A 17,692-nucleotide genomic window follows, 5' to 3' on the forward strand; every position below is an offset into this window, starting at 1 on the left:
CGGGGATCGAAATTTTTTTGCATCAAGGCCCCGAAAACGAACACGGCACCCGAAGGTGCCGTGCAGCTGAAACGCTTTACTTGGAATCGCGGTGTTCGAACTCGCCTTCGATTACGTTCGGCTCGCGGCCCAGCGGCTGCTGCGGAGCAGGACCGCCACGTGGTTGAAGATCATCGGCAAACGCCCGCTGGCGGATCGCTGCCTCTTCAGCGCGCTGGCGCATTTTATTGGCCAGCAGTCGACGGGAGATCGGCAGCAGCATGATCAGACCCAGCACGTCCGTGACGAAGCCCGGCAGAATCAACAGACCGCCCGCCAGGGCCAGCATCAAGCCTTCAAGCATGGTCTGGGCCGGCAACTCGCCGCGGTTCAGGCTCTCACGCGCACGCAACGCAGTGGCCAGACCGGCGATGCGCAGCACGAACACGCCGAGCATCGAGCCGAGAATGATCAGCAGCAGGGCCGGGAAAAACCCGATGGCCCCGCTGACCTTGACGAACACGAACAGCTCCAACACCGGAAACAGTACAAAGAGCAATAAAAAAGGGCGCATCAAATGGTTCCTCAACGCAAGAATGCCTTGCCAGTCTTCCCTAGATGACGTCGCCGTTTCGTGAATTCAAGCGTCAGCCACTTCATTTTTCGGCCAATGCTCGGCGTGAGCCAGGAAAACCAAGGCTTCGCGCACTTGTGTCGGCGTATTACAAGCTGCCTGGAACGGCAGCCAGTACAGGGCCTGGCCAATGCGTAGGTGCATGCCTTCGCTGTCGATACCCGCCAGTTGCGCCGGCTCGGTTTTCGGCAGCCCCGCCAAATCGACGTAGTGGGCGATGGCTTTGGCGTGATCGGCGTTCATGTGCTCGACCATGCTCAGTTCGGCTTTGCCGGCGAACGGATTGGCCAGGGTCAGTTGGTCGACCCAGTGAATCGCACCGAAACCGCCGATGTAACGGTGACGCACAGGCTTGAGCACCCAGAAATCGAAATCGTGGGCCTTGTGGTAGCTCTGCGACTCCGGGAAATAGCGGTAGTAACGCTCGGCCGCCGCTTCGATCGCGGCCTCGTCTTCGAGCTTTTCTGCTTCGGCGAGATAAGTCAGGCGACCAACGGCTTGCACATCGTCGGCCTCACGTTCGCCCACAAAGAGCGAGCATTTCGGATCTTTCTGCAGGTTATGGGTGTGCTGGGCGATGCGGCTGATAAGGATCAGCGGCCGGCCCTGCTCGTCCAGGCAATACGGAACCACGGAGCCAAACGGGAAACCGGGCATCGACTTGGAGTGCGTCGACAGCACCCCGCGGTATTCCTTGAGAAGCAATTCTCGGGCATTCTTGGCCGCTTCAACGCTCAATTTATGACTCCTTATATAGAATCCGTCGAAAAAACGGACAGGCGCCTGGGGATAAGTTCCAGTACGCCATCGGGGCAGTTCTCATGTGCAACCAGGCCACATCAGGTGCAGATCGAGAGGCCCTCTAGGAAGGAAACCACTCTGAACCTGCTATTGGGGCATGCGAATGCAACTCACTGACAAAGTAATCATTATCACTGGCGGTTGCCAGGGTTTAGGCCGTTCCATGGCCGAGTATTTCGCGGGTAAAGGCGCGAAGCTGGCGCTGGTGGACCTGAACCAGGAAAAGCTCGACGACACCGTCGCGGCGTGCAAAGCCAAGGGCGTAGAAGCTCGGGCTTACCTGTGCAACGTTGCCAACGAAGAGCAAGTGACGCACATGGTCGCCCAGGTGGCCGAAGATTTCGGCGCGATTCATGGATTGATCAACAACGCCGGCATCCTGCGCGACGGCCTGCTGCTGAAGGTCAAGGATGGCGAAATGACCAAGATGAGCCTGGCCCAATGGCAGGCGGTCATCGACGTCAACCTGACCGGCGTGTTCCTGTGCACCCGTGAAGTCGCGGCAAAAATGGTCGAGCTGAACAACAGCGGCGCGATCATCAATATCTCCTCGATCTCCCGCGCCGGCAACGTCGGCCAGACCAACTACTCCGCCGCCAAGGCTGGCGTGGCCGCGGCAACCGTGACCTGGGCCAAGGAACTGGCACGTTATGGCATTCGCGTGGCTGGCATTGCACCGGGCTTTATCGAAACCGAGATGACGTTGGGCATGAAGCCTGAAGCGCTGGAGAAGATGACGGCCGGGATCCCGCTCAAGCGCATGGGCAAACCGGAAGAGATCGCCCATTCGGCGGCGTACATTTTCGAGAACGACTACTACACCGGCCGGATTCTGGAAATGGATGGCGGGCTGCGGATCTAAGGCCTCATAGATCAATGTGGGCGCTAGACTGCTAGCGATTGAGCGGGTTCAGCCAACTTATTTGTTGAATGTGAATCCGCTATCGCTAGCAGGCTAGCTCCCACAGTAAGTTGTGTTTCAGGCCATCAATCGTCGCTGATGGTGATGTTCGGCATCGCCGGCGACACCGCTTCCTGCAACACAATCCGCGCGCCGACGTGGCGGGCGAGTTCCTGGTACACCAGGGCAATCGGGCTGTCAGGTTCGGCGATCACCGTAGGCTTGCCGCCATCGGCCTGTTCGCGGATAGCCATTGCCAGCGGCAACGACGCCAGCAGTTCGACGCCATACTGGTTGGCCAGCTTCACCCCTCCGCCCTCACCAAACAGATGCTCGGCATGCCCGCAGTTGGAGCAGATGTGCACGGCCATGTTTTCCACCACACCGAGCACCGGGATGTTGACCTTGCGGAACATCTCCACGCCCTTGCGTGCGTCCAGCAATGCCAGATCTTGCGGCGTGGTAACGATCACCGCGCCAGCCACCGGGACTTTCTGCGCCAGAGTCAGCTGGATATCACCGGTGCCTGGTGGCATGTCGATGACCAGGTAATCCAGATCGCCCCAGGCGGTTTGCGTGACCAGTTGCAACAATGCGCCGGAAACCATCGGCCCACGCCAGACCATCGGCGTGTTGTCGTCGGTCAGGAACGCCATCGACATCACTTCAACGCCATGGGATTCAATCGGCACGAACCATTTCTGATCCTTGACCTTCGGTCGGGTGCCTTCGGGGATGCCGAACATGATGCCCTGGCTCGGACCGTAGATGTCCGCGTCGAGAATCCCGACCTTGGCGCCTTCACGGGCCAGGGCCAGCGCGAGGTTGGCGGCGGTGGTGGACTTGCCCACGCCGCCCTTGCCGGACGCCACGGCGACCACGTTCTTGACGTTGGCCAGGCCCGGGATTTGCGCCTGGGCCTTGTGCGCGGCGATCACGCTGGTGATGTCAACGCGCGCGCTCGTCACGCCGTCGAGGCCTTCGATCGCCATTTGCAACATTTGCGACCAGCCACTCTTGAACAGACCGGCGGCGTAGCCCAGTTCCAGTTGCACGCTGACGCGATCGCCCTGGATGTCGATGCTGCGCACACACCCGGCGCTGACCGGGTCCTGGTTCAGATAAGGGTCGGTGTATTGGCGAAGGACGGCTTCCACCGCTGCGCGATTGACGGCGCTCATGGGCAACTCCGATAGCAAGACTGGAAAATCAGGGGGGTATCCTACGCCGGACATACATTTGTGGCGAGGGAGCTTGCTCCCGCTCGGCTGCGAAGCAGTCGCAATCGGGCAGACGCACTCCTTGCGCCGAAAACGGGTTGGAGGGTTTGGGGCGGCTTCGCCACCCAGCGGGAGCAAGCTCCCTCGCCACAGAAGCATTTTCACGCTCAGACTGCCGGTGCACAGGTTTGGGCATTCGATGCAACCGGAAACAGGCTGACGGGGTGAAAAATATGCGCCAGCGCTTTATAGTGGCCGACCTCCGTTTCATCAAGTAGCCGAGCCCCATGTCCGAGCCACGCAAGATCCTCGTCACCAGCGCCCTGCCCTATGCCAATGGTTCGATCCATCTTGGCCACATGCTGGAATACATCCAGACCGATATGTGGGTGCGCTTCCAGAAGCACCGCGGCAACCAATGCATTTATGTCTGCGCCGACGACGCCCATGGTTCGGCCATCATGCTGCGCGCGGAAAAGGAAGGCATCACCCCGGAACAACTGATCGCCAACGTCCAGGCTGAACACAGCGCCGACTTTGCCGAGTTCCTGGTGGACTTCGACAACTTCCACTCCACTCACGCCGAAGAAAACCGTGAGCTGTCGAGCCAGATCTACCTCAAGCTGCGCGACGCCGGGCACATCGCCCAGCGCTCGATCACTCAGTACTTCGACCCGGAAAAGAAAATGTTCCTGGCCGACCGCTTCATCAAGGGCACCTGCCCGAAATGCGGCACTGAAGACCAGTACGGCGACAATTGCGAAAAATGCGGTGCAACCTACGCACCCACCGACCTGAAGGATCCGAAGTCGGCGATCTCTGGTGCCACTCCAGTGCTCAAGGATTCCCAGCACTTCTTCTTCAAGCTGCCGGATTTCCAGGAAATGCTGCAAGCCTGGACCCGCAGCGGCACCCTGCAAGAAGCCGTGGCGAACAAGATCGCCGAATGGCTGGATGCCGGCCTGCAACAGTGGGACATCTCCCGCGATGCGCCGTACTTCGGCTTCGAGATCCCCGACGAGCCAGGCAAATACTTCTACGTCTGGCTGGACGCGCCGATCGGCTATATGGCCAGCTTCAAGAACCTGTGCGCCCGCCGTCCGGAACTGGATTTCGACGCGTTCTGGGGTAAGGACTCCACCGCCGAGCTGTACCACTTCATCGGCAAGGACATCGTCAACTTCCACGCCCTGTTCTGGCCAGCGATGCTCGAAGGCGCCGGTTTCCGCAAGCCGACCGGCATCAACGTGCACGGCTACCTGACCGTCAATGGTCAGAAAATGTCCAAGTCCCGCGGCACTTTTATCAAAGCCCGGACTTACCTGGACCACCTGTCGCCGGAGTACCTGCGTTACTACTACGCGGCCAAGCTGAGCCGTGGCGTCGATGACCTGGACCTGAACCTCGAAGACTTCGTGCAGAAGGTCAACTCCGATCTGGTCGGCAAAGTCGTCAACATCGCCAGCCGTTGCGCCGGGTTTATCCACAAGGGCAACGGCGGTGTGCTGGTGGCCGGCAACGCCGCACCGGAACTGACCGAAGCGTTCCTGGCCGCAGCGCCAAGCATTGCCGAGGCCTACGAGGCGCGCGACTTCGCCCGTGCCATGCGCGAGATCATGGGCCTGGCCGACCGTGCCAACGCCTGGATCGCCGACAAGGCACCGTGGTCGCTGAACAAACAGGAAGGCAAGCAGGACGAAGTCCAGGCCATCTGCGCCTTGGGCGTGAACCTGTTCCGCCAACTGGTGATCTTCCTCAAACCGGTGCTGCCGCTGCTGGCCGCCGACGCCGAGGCGTTCCTCAACGTCGCGCCGCTGACCTGGAATGACCACGCGACCTTGCTCAGCAACCATCAACTGAACGAGTTCAAGCCGTTGATGACCCGTATCGACCCGGTAAAAGTCCAAGCCATGAGCGATGCATCGAAAGAAGACCTGACCGCCAGCGCAACCGACACCGGCAATGCCGCGCCGGCCGGCAATGGCGAACTGGCCAAGGATCCGCTGTCGCCCGAAATCGATTTCGACGCCTTCGCCGCGATCGACCTGCGCGTTGCCTTGATCGTCAAGGCCGAACACGTGGAAGGTGCCGACAAGCTGCTGCGCCTGACCCTCGACATCGGTGACGAGCAACGCAACGTGTTCTCCGGGATCAAGAGCGCTTACCCGGATCCGTCCAAGCTCAATGGCCGTCTGACCATGATGATCGCCAACCTCAAGCCACGGAAAATGAAATTCGGCATCTCCGAAGGCATGGTGATGGCAGCCGGCCCTGGTGGAGAAGAAATCTACCTGCTCAGCCCCGACAGCGGCGCCAAGCCGGGTCAGCGCATCAAGTAAGTTTCTGCGCTAAATCGATCCCACAGTCGTGCCTGGCGCGACTGTGGGATTTTCATATCAGGCCCCACCCTCCGTCCTTCCCGGATAATGCCTAAGCTTTTTAGAACGCTCTGTTAAAAAGCCCTCTTTCTACCGGCACAATCATGACCGAGATGCTGCTTACGCTTATCAGCGCCGCCCTGATCAACAACCTCGTGTTGCACTGGCCGCTGGGCGTCGATCCGCTGCTGGGCAGCGAGCGCGATCAGGTTCATGCATTGGGTATTGCGACGACGTGTCTGATGCTGATGGTCGGCATACTGGGCTACCCGGCTTATCACTGGTTGCTGGTGCCGCTGGAACTGACTTCGCTGCGTCTTTTCGTGTTCCTGCCCTTGAGCGTATTGCTGATCGGCCCGCTGCTGAAAGCGCTTTCCCGGTTACTTCCAAAGCTTGCGTTTGATGGCCTCTGGCCGTTGCTGCTGGGCAACGCGGGTGTGCTGGGGCTGGCATTGCTCAACGCTCAGGACGACAAAGGATTCTTCCACGCCACCGCCCTGTGCCTCGGTGCAGGACTGGGGTTCTGGCTGGTGCTCAGCCTGTTCAGCGACTTGCGCCAGCGCACAATCGAAAATGATATTCCCCTGCCCTTTCGCGGCCTGCCGATCGAACTGATCGGCGCCGGACTGATCGCAGTGGCTTTTCTCGGATTCAGCGGGCTGATCAAAACATGAGTCTGATTCAACGCATCGACGCCCTCTTGCCGCAGACCCAATGCGGCAAGTGCGGCCACCCCGGATGCAAGCCTTACGCCGAAGGCATCGCCAGCGGCGAGCCGATCAACAAGTGCCCGCCAGGGGGCAGCGAAACCATCTCGGCGCTGGCCGAGTTGCTGCAAGTGCCGGTGCTGGAACTGGACGTCAGCCGCGGCTCGGCACCGGCGCAGATCGCTTACATCCGCGAAGCCGAATGCATCGGTTGCACCAAATGCATCCAGGCGTGTCCGGTGGATGCCATCGTCGGTGCTGCCAAATTGATGCACACGGTGATCATCGACGAATGCACCGGTTGCGACCTGTGTGTCGCGCCGTGCCCGGTGGATTGCATCGAAATGCGGCCACTGCCCTTGGCCACGGTGCTGCCGATTGTTGGTGGCCTGGCGTTCAGCCTTGAGGAACAACGGGCGCGCACCGCCAAACGCAATCATGCGCGGCGTCGCTTCGAACAGCGCAACGCCCGTTTGCGCCGCGAGGAAGAGCAGAAACTCGCCGAACGTCAGGCCCGCGCTCAACGCGCCACGCCGCAAAACGAAGTGCCGACGCTCGACCCGGTTCAGGCTGCGCTTGAGCGGGTGCGTGCGCAGAAAGCGGCAAACGCTGATGCGGCGTTGAAAAAAGCCAAGATCGACCTGGCGATGAGTCGTGCGCAACTGAACAAGTCGCTCAAGGCGTTCGGGCATCCGCCGACCTTCGAGCAGCAGTCGCAATTGATCGTGCTGCAACAGCAATTCGAGATGGCAGAGCAAGCCTTGGCCAAGCTGGAAAGCAGCGCGCCGCCCATCCCCGCACCGGCACCCGCCGCGCCAGCGAAGGATGCCGAGCTGAAACGGGCGAAGATCCAGCTGGCCATGCGCCGCGCCGAACTCAACAAGGCGCGAACCGGCGAAGCCGCAGCTGAACAGATTGCAGCGCTGGAACGCGCTGTGATGGACGCCGAGCGTCAGGTGGATGCCTATGTCGCCCCTTGAATCGGTGGACGAACGCCTTCAGCAGGCCATGAAGCTGGTGTTGTTGGCCACGGTGCCGGGCATGCTGGCGTTGTTCTGGTTGTATGGCTGGGGCGTGTTGATCAACCTGATTTTGACGGCTGTTACCGCATTGGCGGTTGAAGCTGCGGTGCTGCACCTGCGCAAGCAATCGATCAAGCCAACGTTGAGCGACGGCAGCGCGCTCGTCAGCGCGACGTTGCTGGCCTTGGCCTTGCCGCCTTATTGCCCGTGGTGGCTGACGGTCAGTGCGGCGGCATTCGCCCTGCTCGGTAAACACCTTTATGGCGGGGTTGGCAAAAATCCGTTCAACCCGGCGATGCTTGGTTTTGCCCTGGTGCTGGTGACCTTTCCCCAACAGATGACCCTCTGGCCATCGGCCCACGGCATGAGTCTGCTCGGTGGCTTGCAACAGGTCTTCGGCTTCGGTCAGGCGCCAGATGCCTGGGCCCAGGCCACGGCGCTGGACAGCCTGCGAATCAACAAAAGCCTGACCATGGATGAACTCTTCGCGAGCAATCCGGCGTTCGGCCATTTCGGCGGACGCGGTGTGGAATGGGTCAACCTGGCCTTTCTCGCTGGCGGCGCGTTTCTTCTGCAACGGCGGGTGTTCACCTGGCACGCACCGGTCGGCATGCTTGCCAGTCTGTTCATCATCAGCCTGCTGTGCTGGAACGGTTCGGGCTCCGACTCCCATGGCTCGCCGCTGTTTCACCTGCTCACCGGCGCGACCATGCTGGGCGCGTTTTTTATTGCCACCGAGCCGGTGTCCGGCGCGAAGAGCCCCGGTGCCCGATTGTTGTTCGGTGCCGGCGTGGGATTACTCACCTACCTGATTCGTACTTGGGGCGGATACCCCGACGGTATAGCGTTTGCCGTGTTGCTGATGAACCTTGGCGTCCCGGCGCTGGAGCGGTTAGTCGCGTCCAGGCAGGAGCAGATGGCCCCATGAACCGAGCGACGAGCGTTGTGATGCTGGTGCTGCTGGCCGGGTTGGGAATTGGCGTGACGTACGTCGTGCAGCACGCCAGCGAACCGCGTATCAGTGCGCAACAGCGCTTGATCGACAGCCGCAACCTGCTGGACCTGCTACCGCCAGACAGCTACGACAATCAGCCGTTGGACCAGCCACTCGCCCTCGAAAACATCCGGCTGCCCAACAGCACGCTGCTGGGCGGCTATTTGGCGACCAAGGCCAGCCAACCGAGCGCGGTGTTGCTGCGCAGCCAGACCTTGGGCTACGAGGGCTCCATCGAGCTGCTGATCGCCATCGGCGCCAACGGCAAGTTGCTGGGGGTCAAGACCCTCAAGCAATCGGAAACCCCAGCCCTGGGCGGCAAGATCGCCGACTGGCCCAATACCTGGCTTCAGGTGTTTACTGGCAAGTCGCGAAACGACCCCGGCGACACCGGCTGGGCCTTGAGAAAAGACCAGGGTCAATTCGATCAGATAGCGGGCGCGACCATTACTTCACGGGCGGTGATCAGCGCCGTTCATGACGCGTTGCGTTTCTTCGACGAACACCCGCAACAGCTAATCGGGAGCAGTGCGCATGAATAAGACATCGACACTGCGCAACTCTCTGATGCTTGCGCCTCTGATCGGCGCTACGCAGGCCTGGCCGACCGCTCTCGGCCTGTGGCTGATGTTCTTCGTAGTGATCAATGCATATGACCTCAGCATGGCCACCTTGCGAGCACGGCTGATCCCGTCCACCCGCTTGCTTGCCAGCATCCTGTTGGCCGCCACGTTGACCAGTTGCGCGGAACTGGCCGCGCAGGTCGGGTCACTTCAATGGCATCAGCACACGGGGATCTATGCAGGATTGATCGCCTTGCAATGTGTGGTGCTGGAGCACAATGGTTTTTTCCAGGAACCGCGGCTTGATCGCCTGCGTTTGTGTGGCCTGTTTGGCGCGCTATTGGTGGGGCTAGGCCTGCTGCGCGAGGTGATCGGCAACGGCGGTCTGCACCTGGCCACGCTGGTCCCTGGCGGATTCATTCTCTTGGGACTGCTGATCGCCGCCTGGCAGGCCTGGCACCGACCGACTCCCTCACACTGACCGACTTCGAGGAAACGCACTGTCCATGAATGCCGCAAAACGTCTGGAAATTTTCCGCAGGTTTCACGAAGACAAACCGGAACCGAAGACCGAACTGGCCTATTCCTCGCCGTTCGAATTGCTGATTGCGGTCATTCTGTCCGCCCAGTCGACCGATGTCGGTGTGAACAAGGCCACCGCCAGACTCTATCCGGTGGCCAACACGCCGGCGGCGATCTATGCCTTGGGCGTCGAAGGGCTGTCGGAATACATCAAGACCATCGGCCTGTTCAACAGCAAAGCGAAAAACGTGATCGAAACCTGTCGTTTGCTGGTTGAGCGCCATGGTGGCGAGGTTCCGCAAACCCGAGAGGAACTGGAGGCGCTGCCCGGCGTCGGCCGCAAGACCGCCAACGTGGTGCTCAATACCGCTTTCCGGCAATTGACGATGGCCGTTGATACCCACATTTTCCGAGTCAGCAACCGCACGGGCATTGCACCGGGCAAAAACGTGGTCGAGGTGGAGATGAAGCTGATGAAGTTTGTCCCCAAGCAATACCTGCTCGATTCACACCATTGGCTGATCCTTCATGGACGCTACGTTTGCCTGGCCCGCAAGCCTCGTTGCGGGAGCTGCCGGATCGAAGACCTGTGCGAATACAAGCAAAAGACCTCGGACGATTGAGGCAGTATTAGTTTTATTGATCCATCGATTGAAAAAATCTTTTTTACCCGCCGGGAGTTTGTCGATATAAGGAGCGCCAAAGGCAGTCTTAGCCTGGAGTTAATCTTATGAGCACTGGCAAAGAGCAATTGGACGTAGAAGACGACTTCACACCTGTTGAGACCGATGATGCTGAACCGGTGGTTGAAGTGGCGAAGACCAATCTGAGCAAACGCCGCACCATTGACAATCTGCTGGAGGAGCGTCGACTGCAAAAGCAGTTGGCCGATTACGATTTTGACCTTTGACACCTGAAAGCCTCCCGAAACGGAGGCTTTTTACTGAGTGCTGCCCGCCCCCCGATGAACGCCCTTTCATCACGCCTCGTCAATCGCCAGTGCGTTCATACCAGTCCATTACGTTGAGCGAGTTCGATCAGATCAACCAATGAGCGAGCATTGAGCTTCAACAACAGGCGTGTCTTATAAGTACTGACCGTTTTATTGCTGAGGAACATGCCATCGGCAATCTCCTTGTTTGTCTTTCCTCGAGCCAACTGTTGCAACACCATCATTTCGCGCCCGGACAGGCGATCCACCATATCGGCTTCACTGGCATTCCCGAGACTGGAACGAACGGTATGCAGCGCTTGATTCGGAAAGTAGCTGTAGCCCGAAAGCACGGCCTTTATCGCACTGAGCAATTCAGTGAGATCCTGTTGTTTGCAGACATACCCAGCGGCCCCCGACTGCATGCAACGCATGGAAAAATGTCCGGGGGCCTGAGAGGTCAGGATCAGCACTTTAAGAGGCATCGCTGTTGTTGTCAGACGCGCAATGACTTCCAGCCCGTCCAGCTTCGGTATCCCAATATCCAGAATGACAATATCCGGCATAAGTTCGCGGGCAAGTTGTAACGCATCCACACCGTTATCTGTTTCTGCAATGACTTCGTAGCCATGACGTTCCATCAGCATACGTACCGCAAGACGAATGACGGGGTGATCATCCACGATCAGCACTTTATTCATGGGCAAGTCCAATTTCGCTGTTCGAATTTTTAGAGCCCGCACAATAGCCTAGTCGTTTCATCCGTGGCATGCCGCCCCCCTCGGCCACCCGCAGCGAAAGACATTCCCTACAAACAAGCAGGACATGTCTTACAAAAATCAGACGAATACTGTGTGTCTTAAATTTTACCGCCCCGGCGGGACGGCGCTTTCAAAAGTGTTTTTGTATCGATTTACATCAGGAAATCAAAGAAACCAGAGGTTGACCGAAGGATCCGACAGACGCTGACGATTGAGCTACGCTTAAAAACAACCGATATTTTCAGGCAAACATTCACACTCGCTCGTTAAAAGCCAAGACGTGACCACTAATTCAATTACAACAATCCTTACACCAGGCAACACTTCAGAAACAGCAATAAACGCTGAACTTTCCAAAACAACAATAACAAAAATACCCGAGGCGCAAATAATACAGCTACTATGACCCCCATTAACAAATCTACTAAAAGGACACCACCAAAACAGCAGACCGCTTTCCCGACCCCGGCAACTTACCGACACCCGAAACCTCTCCATAAATTAATCGAGAACAGACAATCTTCCATGAGCAAACAACATGAACAAACTCAAAACAAGAATTTCCAACCCCATGACAATCATTGCGATATTTGCAACACTGTCTGAAACTTCGGCTGCTATCTCTCTTCCATTTCTCGACAATAAGGAACGAGAGATCTATATCTGGTTCCTTATCAGCTTTCCCTTTTATTTGCTCTTCCTATTCTTCGCCACACTCAACTTCAACTATCGATCGCTTTATGCGCCCTCTGATTTTGAGAAAGGCAAGCATTTCATCAAGGCCATGACCGATGCCGATCACGCGCAAGTCAATACACCCGAGCATTTGATTGAGCACCCCTTACGCTCATCGGTGTTGCTAAAGGATCTGCACATCGTCGATGCACGATGGATGAGCAACAAAATGGACTTCAACACTTTGATGGAAAAGATCCAGCAACCACAGGAAAACCCTGCGCGCGTGATCGTGTTCCTAACCTGTACTGATTCAGAGGCGTTACTGAAGGAAGGCGCACACAAGCATTCGAAACAAACAAAGAAACGCAACAGCACTACGTTCTGGGTTGCCTACAATTTGAGCTCACATGGCATGACGACGATGGCTTGAGCGCCAATAGCAGAAGACCGATTGCGACGGGCAGTCGGAGAGTAAAGCAGACGAAAGCTTATTTGTAACAACAACAAGAAAGTTGATACATGATACCCGGCAGGAAAAATCCCTCTTTCAGAATGTGGCCTTGTCACTGACAAGGCCACATTTCCATTACCGTCGTTGCAGCTTCAAAGATCTCAGAAAAGCTTCCGGCCTTTGTTTGCAGCAATGCGCATGCGCAAGGCGTTGAGCTTGATGAAGCCCGCTGCGTCGGCCTGGTTATAGGCGCCGCCGTCTTCTTCGAAGGTCGCGATGTTGGCATCGAACAACGATTCGTCGGACTTGCGACCGGTGACGATCACATTGCCCTTGTACAGCTTCAGGCGCACAACGCCGTTCACGTGTGCCTGGGACGCATCGATCATCTGCTGCAGCATCAGACGCTCAGGGCTCCACCAGTAACCGGTGTAGATCAGGCTGGCGTATTTAGGCATCAGCTCGTCTTTGAGGTGAGCCACTTCGCGGTCCAGAGTGATCGATTCGATCGCACGGTGAGCGCGCAGCATGATGGTGCCGCCAGGAGTTTCGTAGCAACCACGGGACTTCATGCCCACGTAACGGTTCTCGACGATGTCGAGACGGCCGATACCGTGTTCGCCACCGATACGGTTCAGGGTCGCCAGCACGGTGGCCGGGGTCATTTCGACGCCGTCCAGTGCCACGATGTCGCCGTTGCGGTAGGTCAGTTCCAGGTACTGCGCCTTGTCAGGAGCCTTCTCCGGGGAGACGGTCCATTTCCACATGTCTTCTTCGTGCTCGGTCCAGGTGTCTTCCAGCACGCCGCCTTCATAGGAAATGTGCAGCAGGTTGGCATCCATCGAGTACGGGGATTTTTTCTTGCCGTGACGCTCGATCGGGATATTGTGCTTTTCAGCATAATCCATCAGCTTTTCACGGGAGAGCAGGTCCCATTCGCGCCAAGGGGCGATCACTTTCACGCCAGGCTTCAGTGCGTAGGCGCCCAGTTCGAAACGAACCTGGTCGTTACCCTTGCCGGTGGCGCCGTGGGAAATGGCGTCAGCGCCGGTTTCGTTGGCGATTTCGATCAGGCGTTTGGCGATCAACGGGCGAGCGATGGAAGTACCCAGCAGGTACTCGCCTTCGTAAACGGTGTTGGCGCGGAACATCGGGAAAACGAAATCGCGCACGAATTCTTCGCGCAGATCGTCGATGTAGATCTCTTTCACGCCCATGGCCTGAGCCTTGGCGCGTGCAGGTTCAACCTCTTCGCCCTGACCCAGGTCAGCGGTAAAGGTCACCACTTCACAGTTATAAGTATCCTGCAGCCACTTGAGGATCACCGAAGTGTCCAGGCCGCCGGAATACGCCAGAACGACCTTGTTTACGTCCGCCATGCCATCACTCCACGGGGTTCTACGGAAAGCCGTGAAGTCTACCGGTCATACGGAATAATTTACAGAGGCGCGACAGCTTATGACGACGAAGCGACAGATTCTGTCGAGCGAGCGACGAATTCAGCAAACTCAGGATGTCGCCGAAGAGCTTCCCGGCGTCGTGGTTTGAGGCGCGACTTTCTCGGTCGGTGCCACCCGCTCCAGGCGCACCGCGACCCGGCGATTCTTCGCGCGGTTGGTGGCGCTGGTGTTCGGCGCCACAGGGTAGCGCTCACCGTGGAAACGCAGGGTGATCTGCGATTCCTGGACGCCATTGGCCTTGAAATAGTCCATCACCGCCAACGCCCGGCGGCGTGACAGCTCGCGGTTGGTCAGGCGATTGCCGCTGTTGTCGGAGTGCCCGTCGAGTTCGATGTGATTGACCGTCGGATCCGCTTTCATGAACTCCAGCATCACCTGCAACTGCGCCTTGGCTTGCGAATCAAGATCAACGCCTTCACCCGGGAAACCGATCTCGGACTGTTTGACCTGCTCGAAATTCTTCGGCAGCAGTTTCGCCACGCAACCCTGGTAGTCGTTGAAGGCCTTGCTGAACTTGACCGGCAACAGGCGCACTTCAGAGACGCGGCCATCACCAGAGGAATGCCGGATGACCGGACTGCGGCCGTCCATCAACCCGCTGATCAGGCGACCGGCCTGAACTTGCGAACTGTTGAACAACACGTTGCCGCTGCCGATTCTCACCGATCCCAGATTGATGTCGCCACGTCCCGGTTGCCACGGCGCAGCGGCCGCCAGCAGGGTTGCTGAACCGCCACCGATCATCGCGTTGTAAGCTTTCAGACGAAACGTCGCCTGCTCGCCGGCGCGGCGCACGAATTCACCCGAACCGAAATCGGTAATCGGTTGAGTCAGGCGGCATTCGAACTTGTCACCTTCGACCGTCCACTCGATGCTCTCCAGACGTGTCTGGAAAGTGAGCGCCATCGCAGGGAGGCTGGCAAACACACTGAGCAAGGCTAAATAACGCTGGCGCACGGGAGGCTCCACTGGCTTCTACAACAAAAAGACCGACACACATATTTACGGCATACCTGTTGGATATCGGAAGCTTCCTGCAAAACTTGATAGCGAGTGCCTGAGAGAGTCTTTTCCGGTAGCATTCCCCAGAGTTTGACCCGCCTGGAATCCCCTCATGTCCGACCGCCTGACCCTGCTGCGTCCCGACGACTGGCATATTCATCTTCGCGATGGTGCTGTGTTGACCAATACCGTTGCGGATGTCGCGCGTACCTTTGGTCGCGCCATCATCATGCCCAACCTGGTACCTCCGGTGCGTAACGCCGCTGAAGCCGACGGCTATCGCCAGCGGATTCTCGCTGCACGTCCGGCCGGCAGTCGTTTCGAACCGTTGATGGTGCTGTACCTGACCGACCGCACCCAGCCCGACGAAATTCGCGAGGCCAAGGCCAGCGGTTTCGTTTACGCCGCCAAGCTGTACCCGGCCGGCGCGACCACCAACTCGGACTCGGGTGTCACCAGTATCGACAAGATCTTCCCTGCACTTGAGGCCATGGCCGACGTCGGGATGCCCTTGCTGATTCACGGTGAAGTCACCCGCGGCGATGTCGATGTGTTCGACCGCGAAAAAATCTTCATCGATGAGCATATGCGTCGTGTGGTCGAGCGTTTCCCGACGCTCAAAGTGGTGTTTGAACACATCACCACCGCGGACGCCGTGCAGTTCGTCAACGAGGCTTCGGCCAACGTTGGCGCGACCATCACCGCGCATCATCTGCTGTACAACCGCAATCACATGCTGGTGGGCGGGATTCGGCCGCACTTCTATTGCCTGCCGATCCTCAAGCGCAACACCCACCAGGAAGCCCTGCTCGACGCCGCCACCAGCGGCAGCAACAAGTTCTTCCTCGGCACCGACTCGGCGCCTCACGCCCAGCACGCCAAAGAAGCGGCCTGCGGCTGTGCCGGTTGCTACACCGCTTATGCGGCGATCGAGATGTACGCCGAAGCCTTTGAACAACGCAACGCGCTGGACAAGCTTGAAGCCTTCGCCAGCCTCAACGGCCCGCGCTTCTATGGCCTGCCGGTGAACACCGATCGCATCACCCTGGTCCGCGATGAGTGGACCGCCCCAACCAGCCTGCCATTTGGCGAGCTGACCGTAATCCCGCTGCGCGCCGGTGAAAAACTGCGCTGGCGCCTGCTGGAGGAACACGCGTGAGTGAAGACCATTTCGACGACGAACAGGACGGTCAAGGCGGCGGAGGTGGTTCGCGCCACCCCATGGCTGAGCGCTTCCGTGGGTACCTGCCAGTTGTTGTCGACGTTGAAACCGGTGGTTTCAACTCTGCCACTGACGCCCTGCTGGAAATCGCCGCGACCACGATCGCCATGGATGAAAAAGGCTTTGTGTATCCCGATCACACCTATTTCTTCCGCGTCGAACCTTTTGAAGGCGCGAACATTGAAGCCGCGGCGCTGGAATTCACCGGGATCAAACTCGATCACCCGCTGCGTATGGCGGTGAGCGAAGAAACGGCCCTGACCGATATCTTCCGTGGTATCCGCAAGGCCCTGAAAGCCAACGGCTGCAAACGGGCAATTCTGGTTGGGCACAACAGCAGCTTTGACCTGGGTTTCCTCAACGCCGCTGTCGCACGCCTGGACATGAAACGTAACCCGTTTCACCCATTCTCCAGTTTCGATACCGCGACCCTCGCTGGCCTGGCTTACGGTCAAACCGTACTGGCCAAGGCTTGCCAGGCGGCGGACATCGACTTCGACGGTCGTGAGGCTCACTCGGCGCGCTACGACACCGAGAAGACGGCCGAGCTGTTCTGCGGCATCGTCAATCGCTGGAAACAAATGGGCGGCTGGGAAGACTTCAACGACTGATCCCGGTCGCTGAATTTCTCCCGACCATAAAAAAACCGGCCTCAGTGGCCGGTTTTTTTATGCCTCGAACGTGCCTTACAGCGCAGCAGCGTTCTCGGTCAGGTAAGCCGCGACGCCTTCGGTCGAAGCAGTCATGCCTTTGTCGCCTTTTTTCCAGTTGGCAGGGCAGACTTCGCCGTGCTCTTCGTGGAATTGCAGCGCGTCGACCAGACGGATCAGCTCTTCCATGTTACGGCCCAGCGGCAGGTCGTTGATGATCTGCGAACGGACAACGCCTTTGTCGTCGATCAGGAACGCGCCACGGAAAGCCACGCCGCCTTCGGACTCAACGTCGTAGGCCTTGGCGATTTCGTGCTTCATGTCGGCAGCCATGGTGTAACGAACCTGGCCGATACCGCCATTGTTCACCGGGGTGTTGCGCCATGCGTTGTGGGTGAAGTGCGAATCGATCGACACCGCGACCACTTCAACGTTGCGCGCCTTGAAGTCAGCCATGCGGTTGTCCAGAGCGATCAGCTCGGACGGGCAAACGAAGGTGAAGTCCAGTGGGTAGAAGAACACCAGGCCGTATTTGCCTTTGATGGCCGAGGACAAGGTGTAGCTGTCAACGATTTCGCCATTGCCGAGGACGGCAGGTACGGTAAAGTCCGGGGCTTGTTTGCCTACGAGTACGCTCATTGAATATCTCCTGGTCTATATATCGTGAAGAACTGGGTTCGTGTCAGCCTGCCACCCTCAGGCGACAGCCCTGTGACACGCCCCCCTTCGCAAGGACCGACCATCATACACGGCGTTTTTGGGCTGTCCTCAACGGTTTTTCAACCGCACGTCAAATTGGTCGTCGCGGCAGGTGAT

At 58.4% G+C, this 17,692-nt stretch carries 19 protein-coding genes; 12 read left to right on the forward strand and 7 right to left on the reverse strand.

Annotated features, from left to right (window positions below; genetic code table 11):
• Positions 1-76: 76 nt before the first annotated feature.
• The gene (locus RHP74_RS24635; RefSeq protein ID WP_010457646.1) at positions 77-553 is read right to left on the reverse strand and encodes an FxsA family protein; all 477 of its coding nucleotides are present in this window, start codon (positions 551-553) and stop codon (positions 77-79) included.
• A gap of 66 nt (positions 554-619) precedes the next feature.
• Positions 620-1,351: a HugZ family protein gene (locus RHP74_RS24640; protein WP_311096512.1), complete on the reverse strand. Its 732-nt coding sequence runs from the start codon at positions 1,349-1,351 to the stop codon at positions 620-622.
• Positions 1,352-1,517: 166 nt separating this feature from the next.
• Here RHP74_RS24640 and RHP74_RS24645 point away from each other — a divergent pair, with 166 nt between their 5' ends.
• A complete protein-coding gene (locus tag RHP74_RS24645) occupies positions 1,518-2,276 on the forward strand; it encodes an SDR family oxidoreductase (protein WP_077749886.1) in 759 nt (252 codons plus the stop codon).
• A gap of 125 nt (positions 2,277-2,401) precedes the next feature.
• Here the strand turns inward: RHP74_RS24645 and apbC are convergent, their stop codons facing one another.
• On the reverse strand, positions 2,402-3,496 hold the full coding sequence (gene apbC / locus RHP74_RS24650; protein WP_010457651.1) for an iron-sulfur cluster carrier protein ApbC: 1,095 nt from the start codon (positions 3,494-3,496) through the stop codon (positions 2,402-2,404).
• Between the two features lie 326 nt (positions 3,497-3,822).
• Here apbC and metG point away from each other — a divergent pair, with 326 nt between their 5' ends.
• From metG to RHP74_RS24690, 8 genes are all read left to right on the forward strand, one after another.
• Positions 3,823-5,874, forward strand: a complete 2,052-nt coding sequence (metG, locus tag RHP74_RS24655; RefSeq protein ID WP_010457653.1) for a methionine--tRNA ligase — start codon at positions 3,823-3,825, stop codon at positions 5,872-5,874.
• A 143-nt stretch (positions 5,875-6,017) separates the two neighbouring features.
• Complete coding sequence (locus tag RHP74_RS24660; protein ID WP_010457655.1) at positions 6,018-6,587, forward strand: electron transport complex protein RnfA; 570 nt, start codon at positions 6,018-6,020, stop codon at positions 6,585-6,587.
• A complete protein-coding gene (rsxB, locus tag RHP74_RS24665) occupies positions 6,584-7,600 on the forward strand; it encodes an electron transport complex subunit RsxB (RefSeq protein WP_083375854.1) in 1,017 nt (338 codons plus the stop codon). The genes RHP74_RS24660 and rsxB overlap by 4 nt, the downstream gene beginning before the upstream one ends.
• Positions 7,587-8,570 carry an RnfABCDGE type electron transport complex subunit D gene (locus RHP74_RS24670; RefSeq protein ID WP_311096515.1) on the forward strand — a complete coding sequence of 328 codons (984 nt, stop codon included), beginning with the start codon at positions 7,587-7,589 and terminating at the stop codon, positions 8,568-8,570. Before rsxB ends, RHP74_RS24670 begins: the two co-directional genes overlap by 14 nt.
• On the forward strand, positions 8,567-9,178 hold the full coding sequence (locus RHP74_RS24675; RefSeq protein WP_010457660.1) for an RnfABCDGE type electron transport complex subunit G: 612 nt from the start codon (positions 8,567-8,569) through the stop codon (positions 9,176-9,178). The genes RHP74_RS24670 and RHP74_RS24675 overlap by 4 nt, the downstream gene beginning before the upstream one ends.
• Positions 9,171-9,680: an Rnf-Nqr domain containing protein gene (locus tag RHP74_RS24680; protein ID WP_221107219.1), complete on the forward strand. Its 510-nt coding sequence runs from the start codon at positions 9,171-9,173 to the stop codon at positions 9,678-9,680. The genes RHP74_RS24675 and RHP74_RS24680 overlap by 8 nt, the downstream gene beginning before the upstream one ends.
• 25 nt (positions 9,681-9,705) lie before the next feature.
• Positions 9,706-10,344, forward strand: a complete 639-nt coding sequence (gene nth, locus RHP74_RS24685; RefSeq protein ID WP_311096517.1) for an endonuclease III — start codon at positions 9,706-9,708, stop codon at positions 10,342-10,344.
• 107 nt (positions 10,345-10,451) lie between these two features.
• The gene (locus RHP74_RS24690) at positions 10,452-10,631 is read left to right on the forward strand and encodes a PA3496 family putative envelope integrity protein (protein ID WP_010457665.1); all 180 of its coding nucleotides are present in this window, start codon (positions 10,452-10,454) and stop codon (positions 10,629-10,631) included.
• Positions 10,632-10,726: 95 nt separating this feature from the next.
• On the opposite strand, the gene RHP74_RS24695 is transcribed toward RHP74_RS24690, so the two are convergent.
• A complete protein-coding gene (locus RHP74_RS24695; protein WP_010457667.1) occupies positions 10,727-11,353 on the reverse strand; it encodes a response regulator transcription factor in 627 nt (208 codons plus the stop codon).
• 598 nt (positions 11,354-11,951) lie between these two features.
• Between RHP74_RS24695 and RHP74_RS24700 the strand changes: the two genes are divergently transcribed.
• Complete coding sequence (locus RHP74_RS24700; protein ID WP_311096520.1) at positions 11,952-12,521, forward strand: hypothetical protein; 570 nt, start codon at positions 11,952-11,954, stop codon at positions 12,519-12,521.
• 182 nt (positions 12,522-12,703) lie between these two features.
• Here the strand turns inward: RHP74_RS24700 and RHP74_RS24705 are convergent, their stop codons facing one another.
• Positions 12,704-13,921 (reverse strand): argininosuccinate synthase, encoded by a 1,218-nt coding sequence (locus RHP74_RS24705; RefSeq protein WP_007898502.1) that lies wholly within the window; start codon positions 13,919-13,921, stop codon positions 12,704-12,706.
• 129 nt (positions 13,922-14,050) lie between these two features.
• Positions 14,051-14,959, reverse strand: coding sequence for an OmpA family protein (locus RHP74_RS24710; RefSeq protein ID WP_288114795.1), 909 nt, complete (start codon positions 14,957-14,959; stop codon positions 14,051-14,053).
• Between the two features lie 157 nt (positions 14,960-15,116).
• On the opposite strand from RHP74_RS24710, the gene pyrC reads away from it, so the two are divergent.
• Positions 15,117-16,163: a dihydroorotase gene (gene pyrC / locus RHP74_RS24715; RefSeq protein ID WP_311096523.1), complete on the forward strand. Its 1,047-nt coding sequence runs from the start codon at positions 15,117-15,119 to the stop codon at positions 16,161-16,163.
• Positions 16,160-16,837, forward strand: coding sequence for a ribonuclease T (rnt, locus tag RHP74_RS24720; RefSeq protein WP_008155580.1), 678 nt, complete (start codon positions 16,160-16,162; stop codon positions 16,835-16,837). The genes pyrC and rnt overlap by 4 nt, the downstream gene beginning before the upstream one ends.
• A 75-nt stretch (positions 16,838-16,912) precedes the next feature.
• Here the strand turns inward: rnt and RHP74_RS24725 are convergent, their stop codons facing one another.
• Positions 16,913-17,515 carry a peroxiredoxin gene (locus RHP74_RS24725; RefSeq protein WP_010457682.1) on the reverse strand — a complete coding sequence of 201 codons (603 nt, stop codon included), beginning with the start codon at positions 17,513-17,515 and terminating at the stop codon, positions 16,913-16,915.
• Positions 17,516-17,692: the final 177 nt, after the last annotated feature.

Source organism: Pseudomonas sp. SG20052, from assembly GCF_031766055.1.
GTDB lineage: Bacteria > Pseudomonadota > Gammaproteobacteria > Pseudomonadales > Pseudomonadaceae > Aquipseudomonas > Aquipseudomonas mandelii.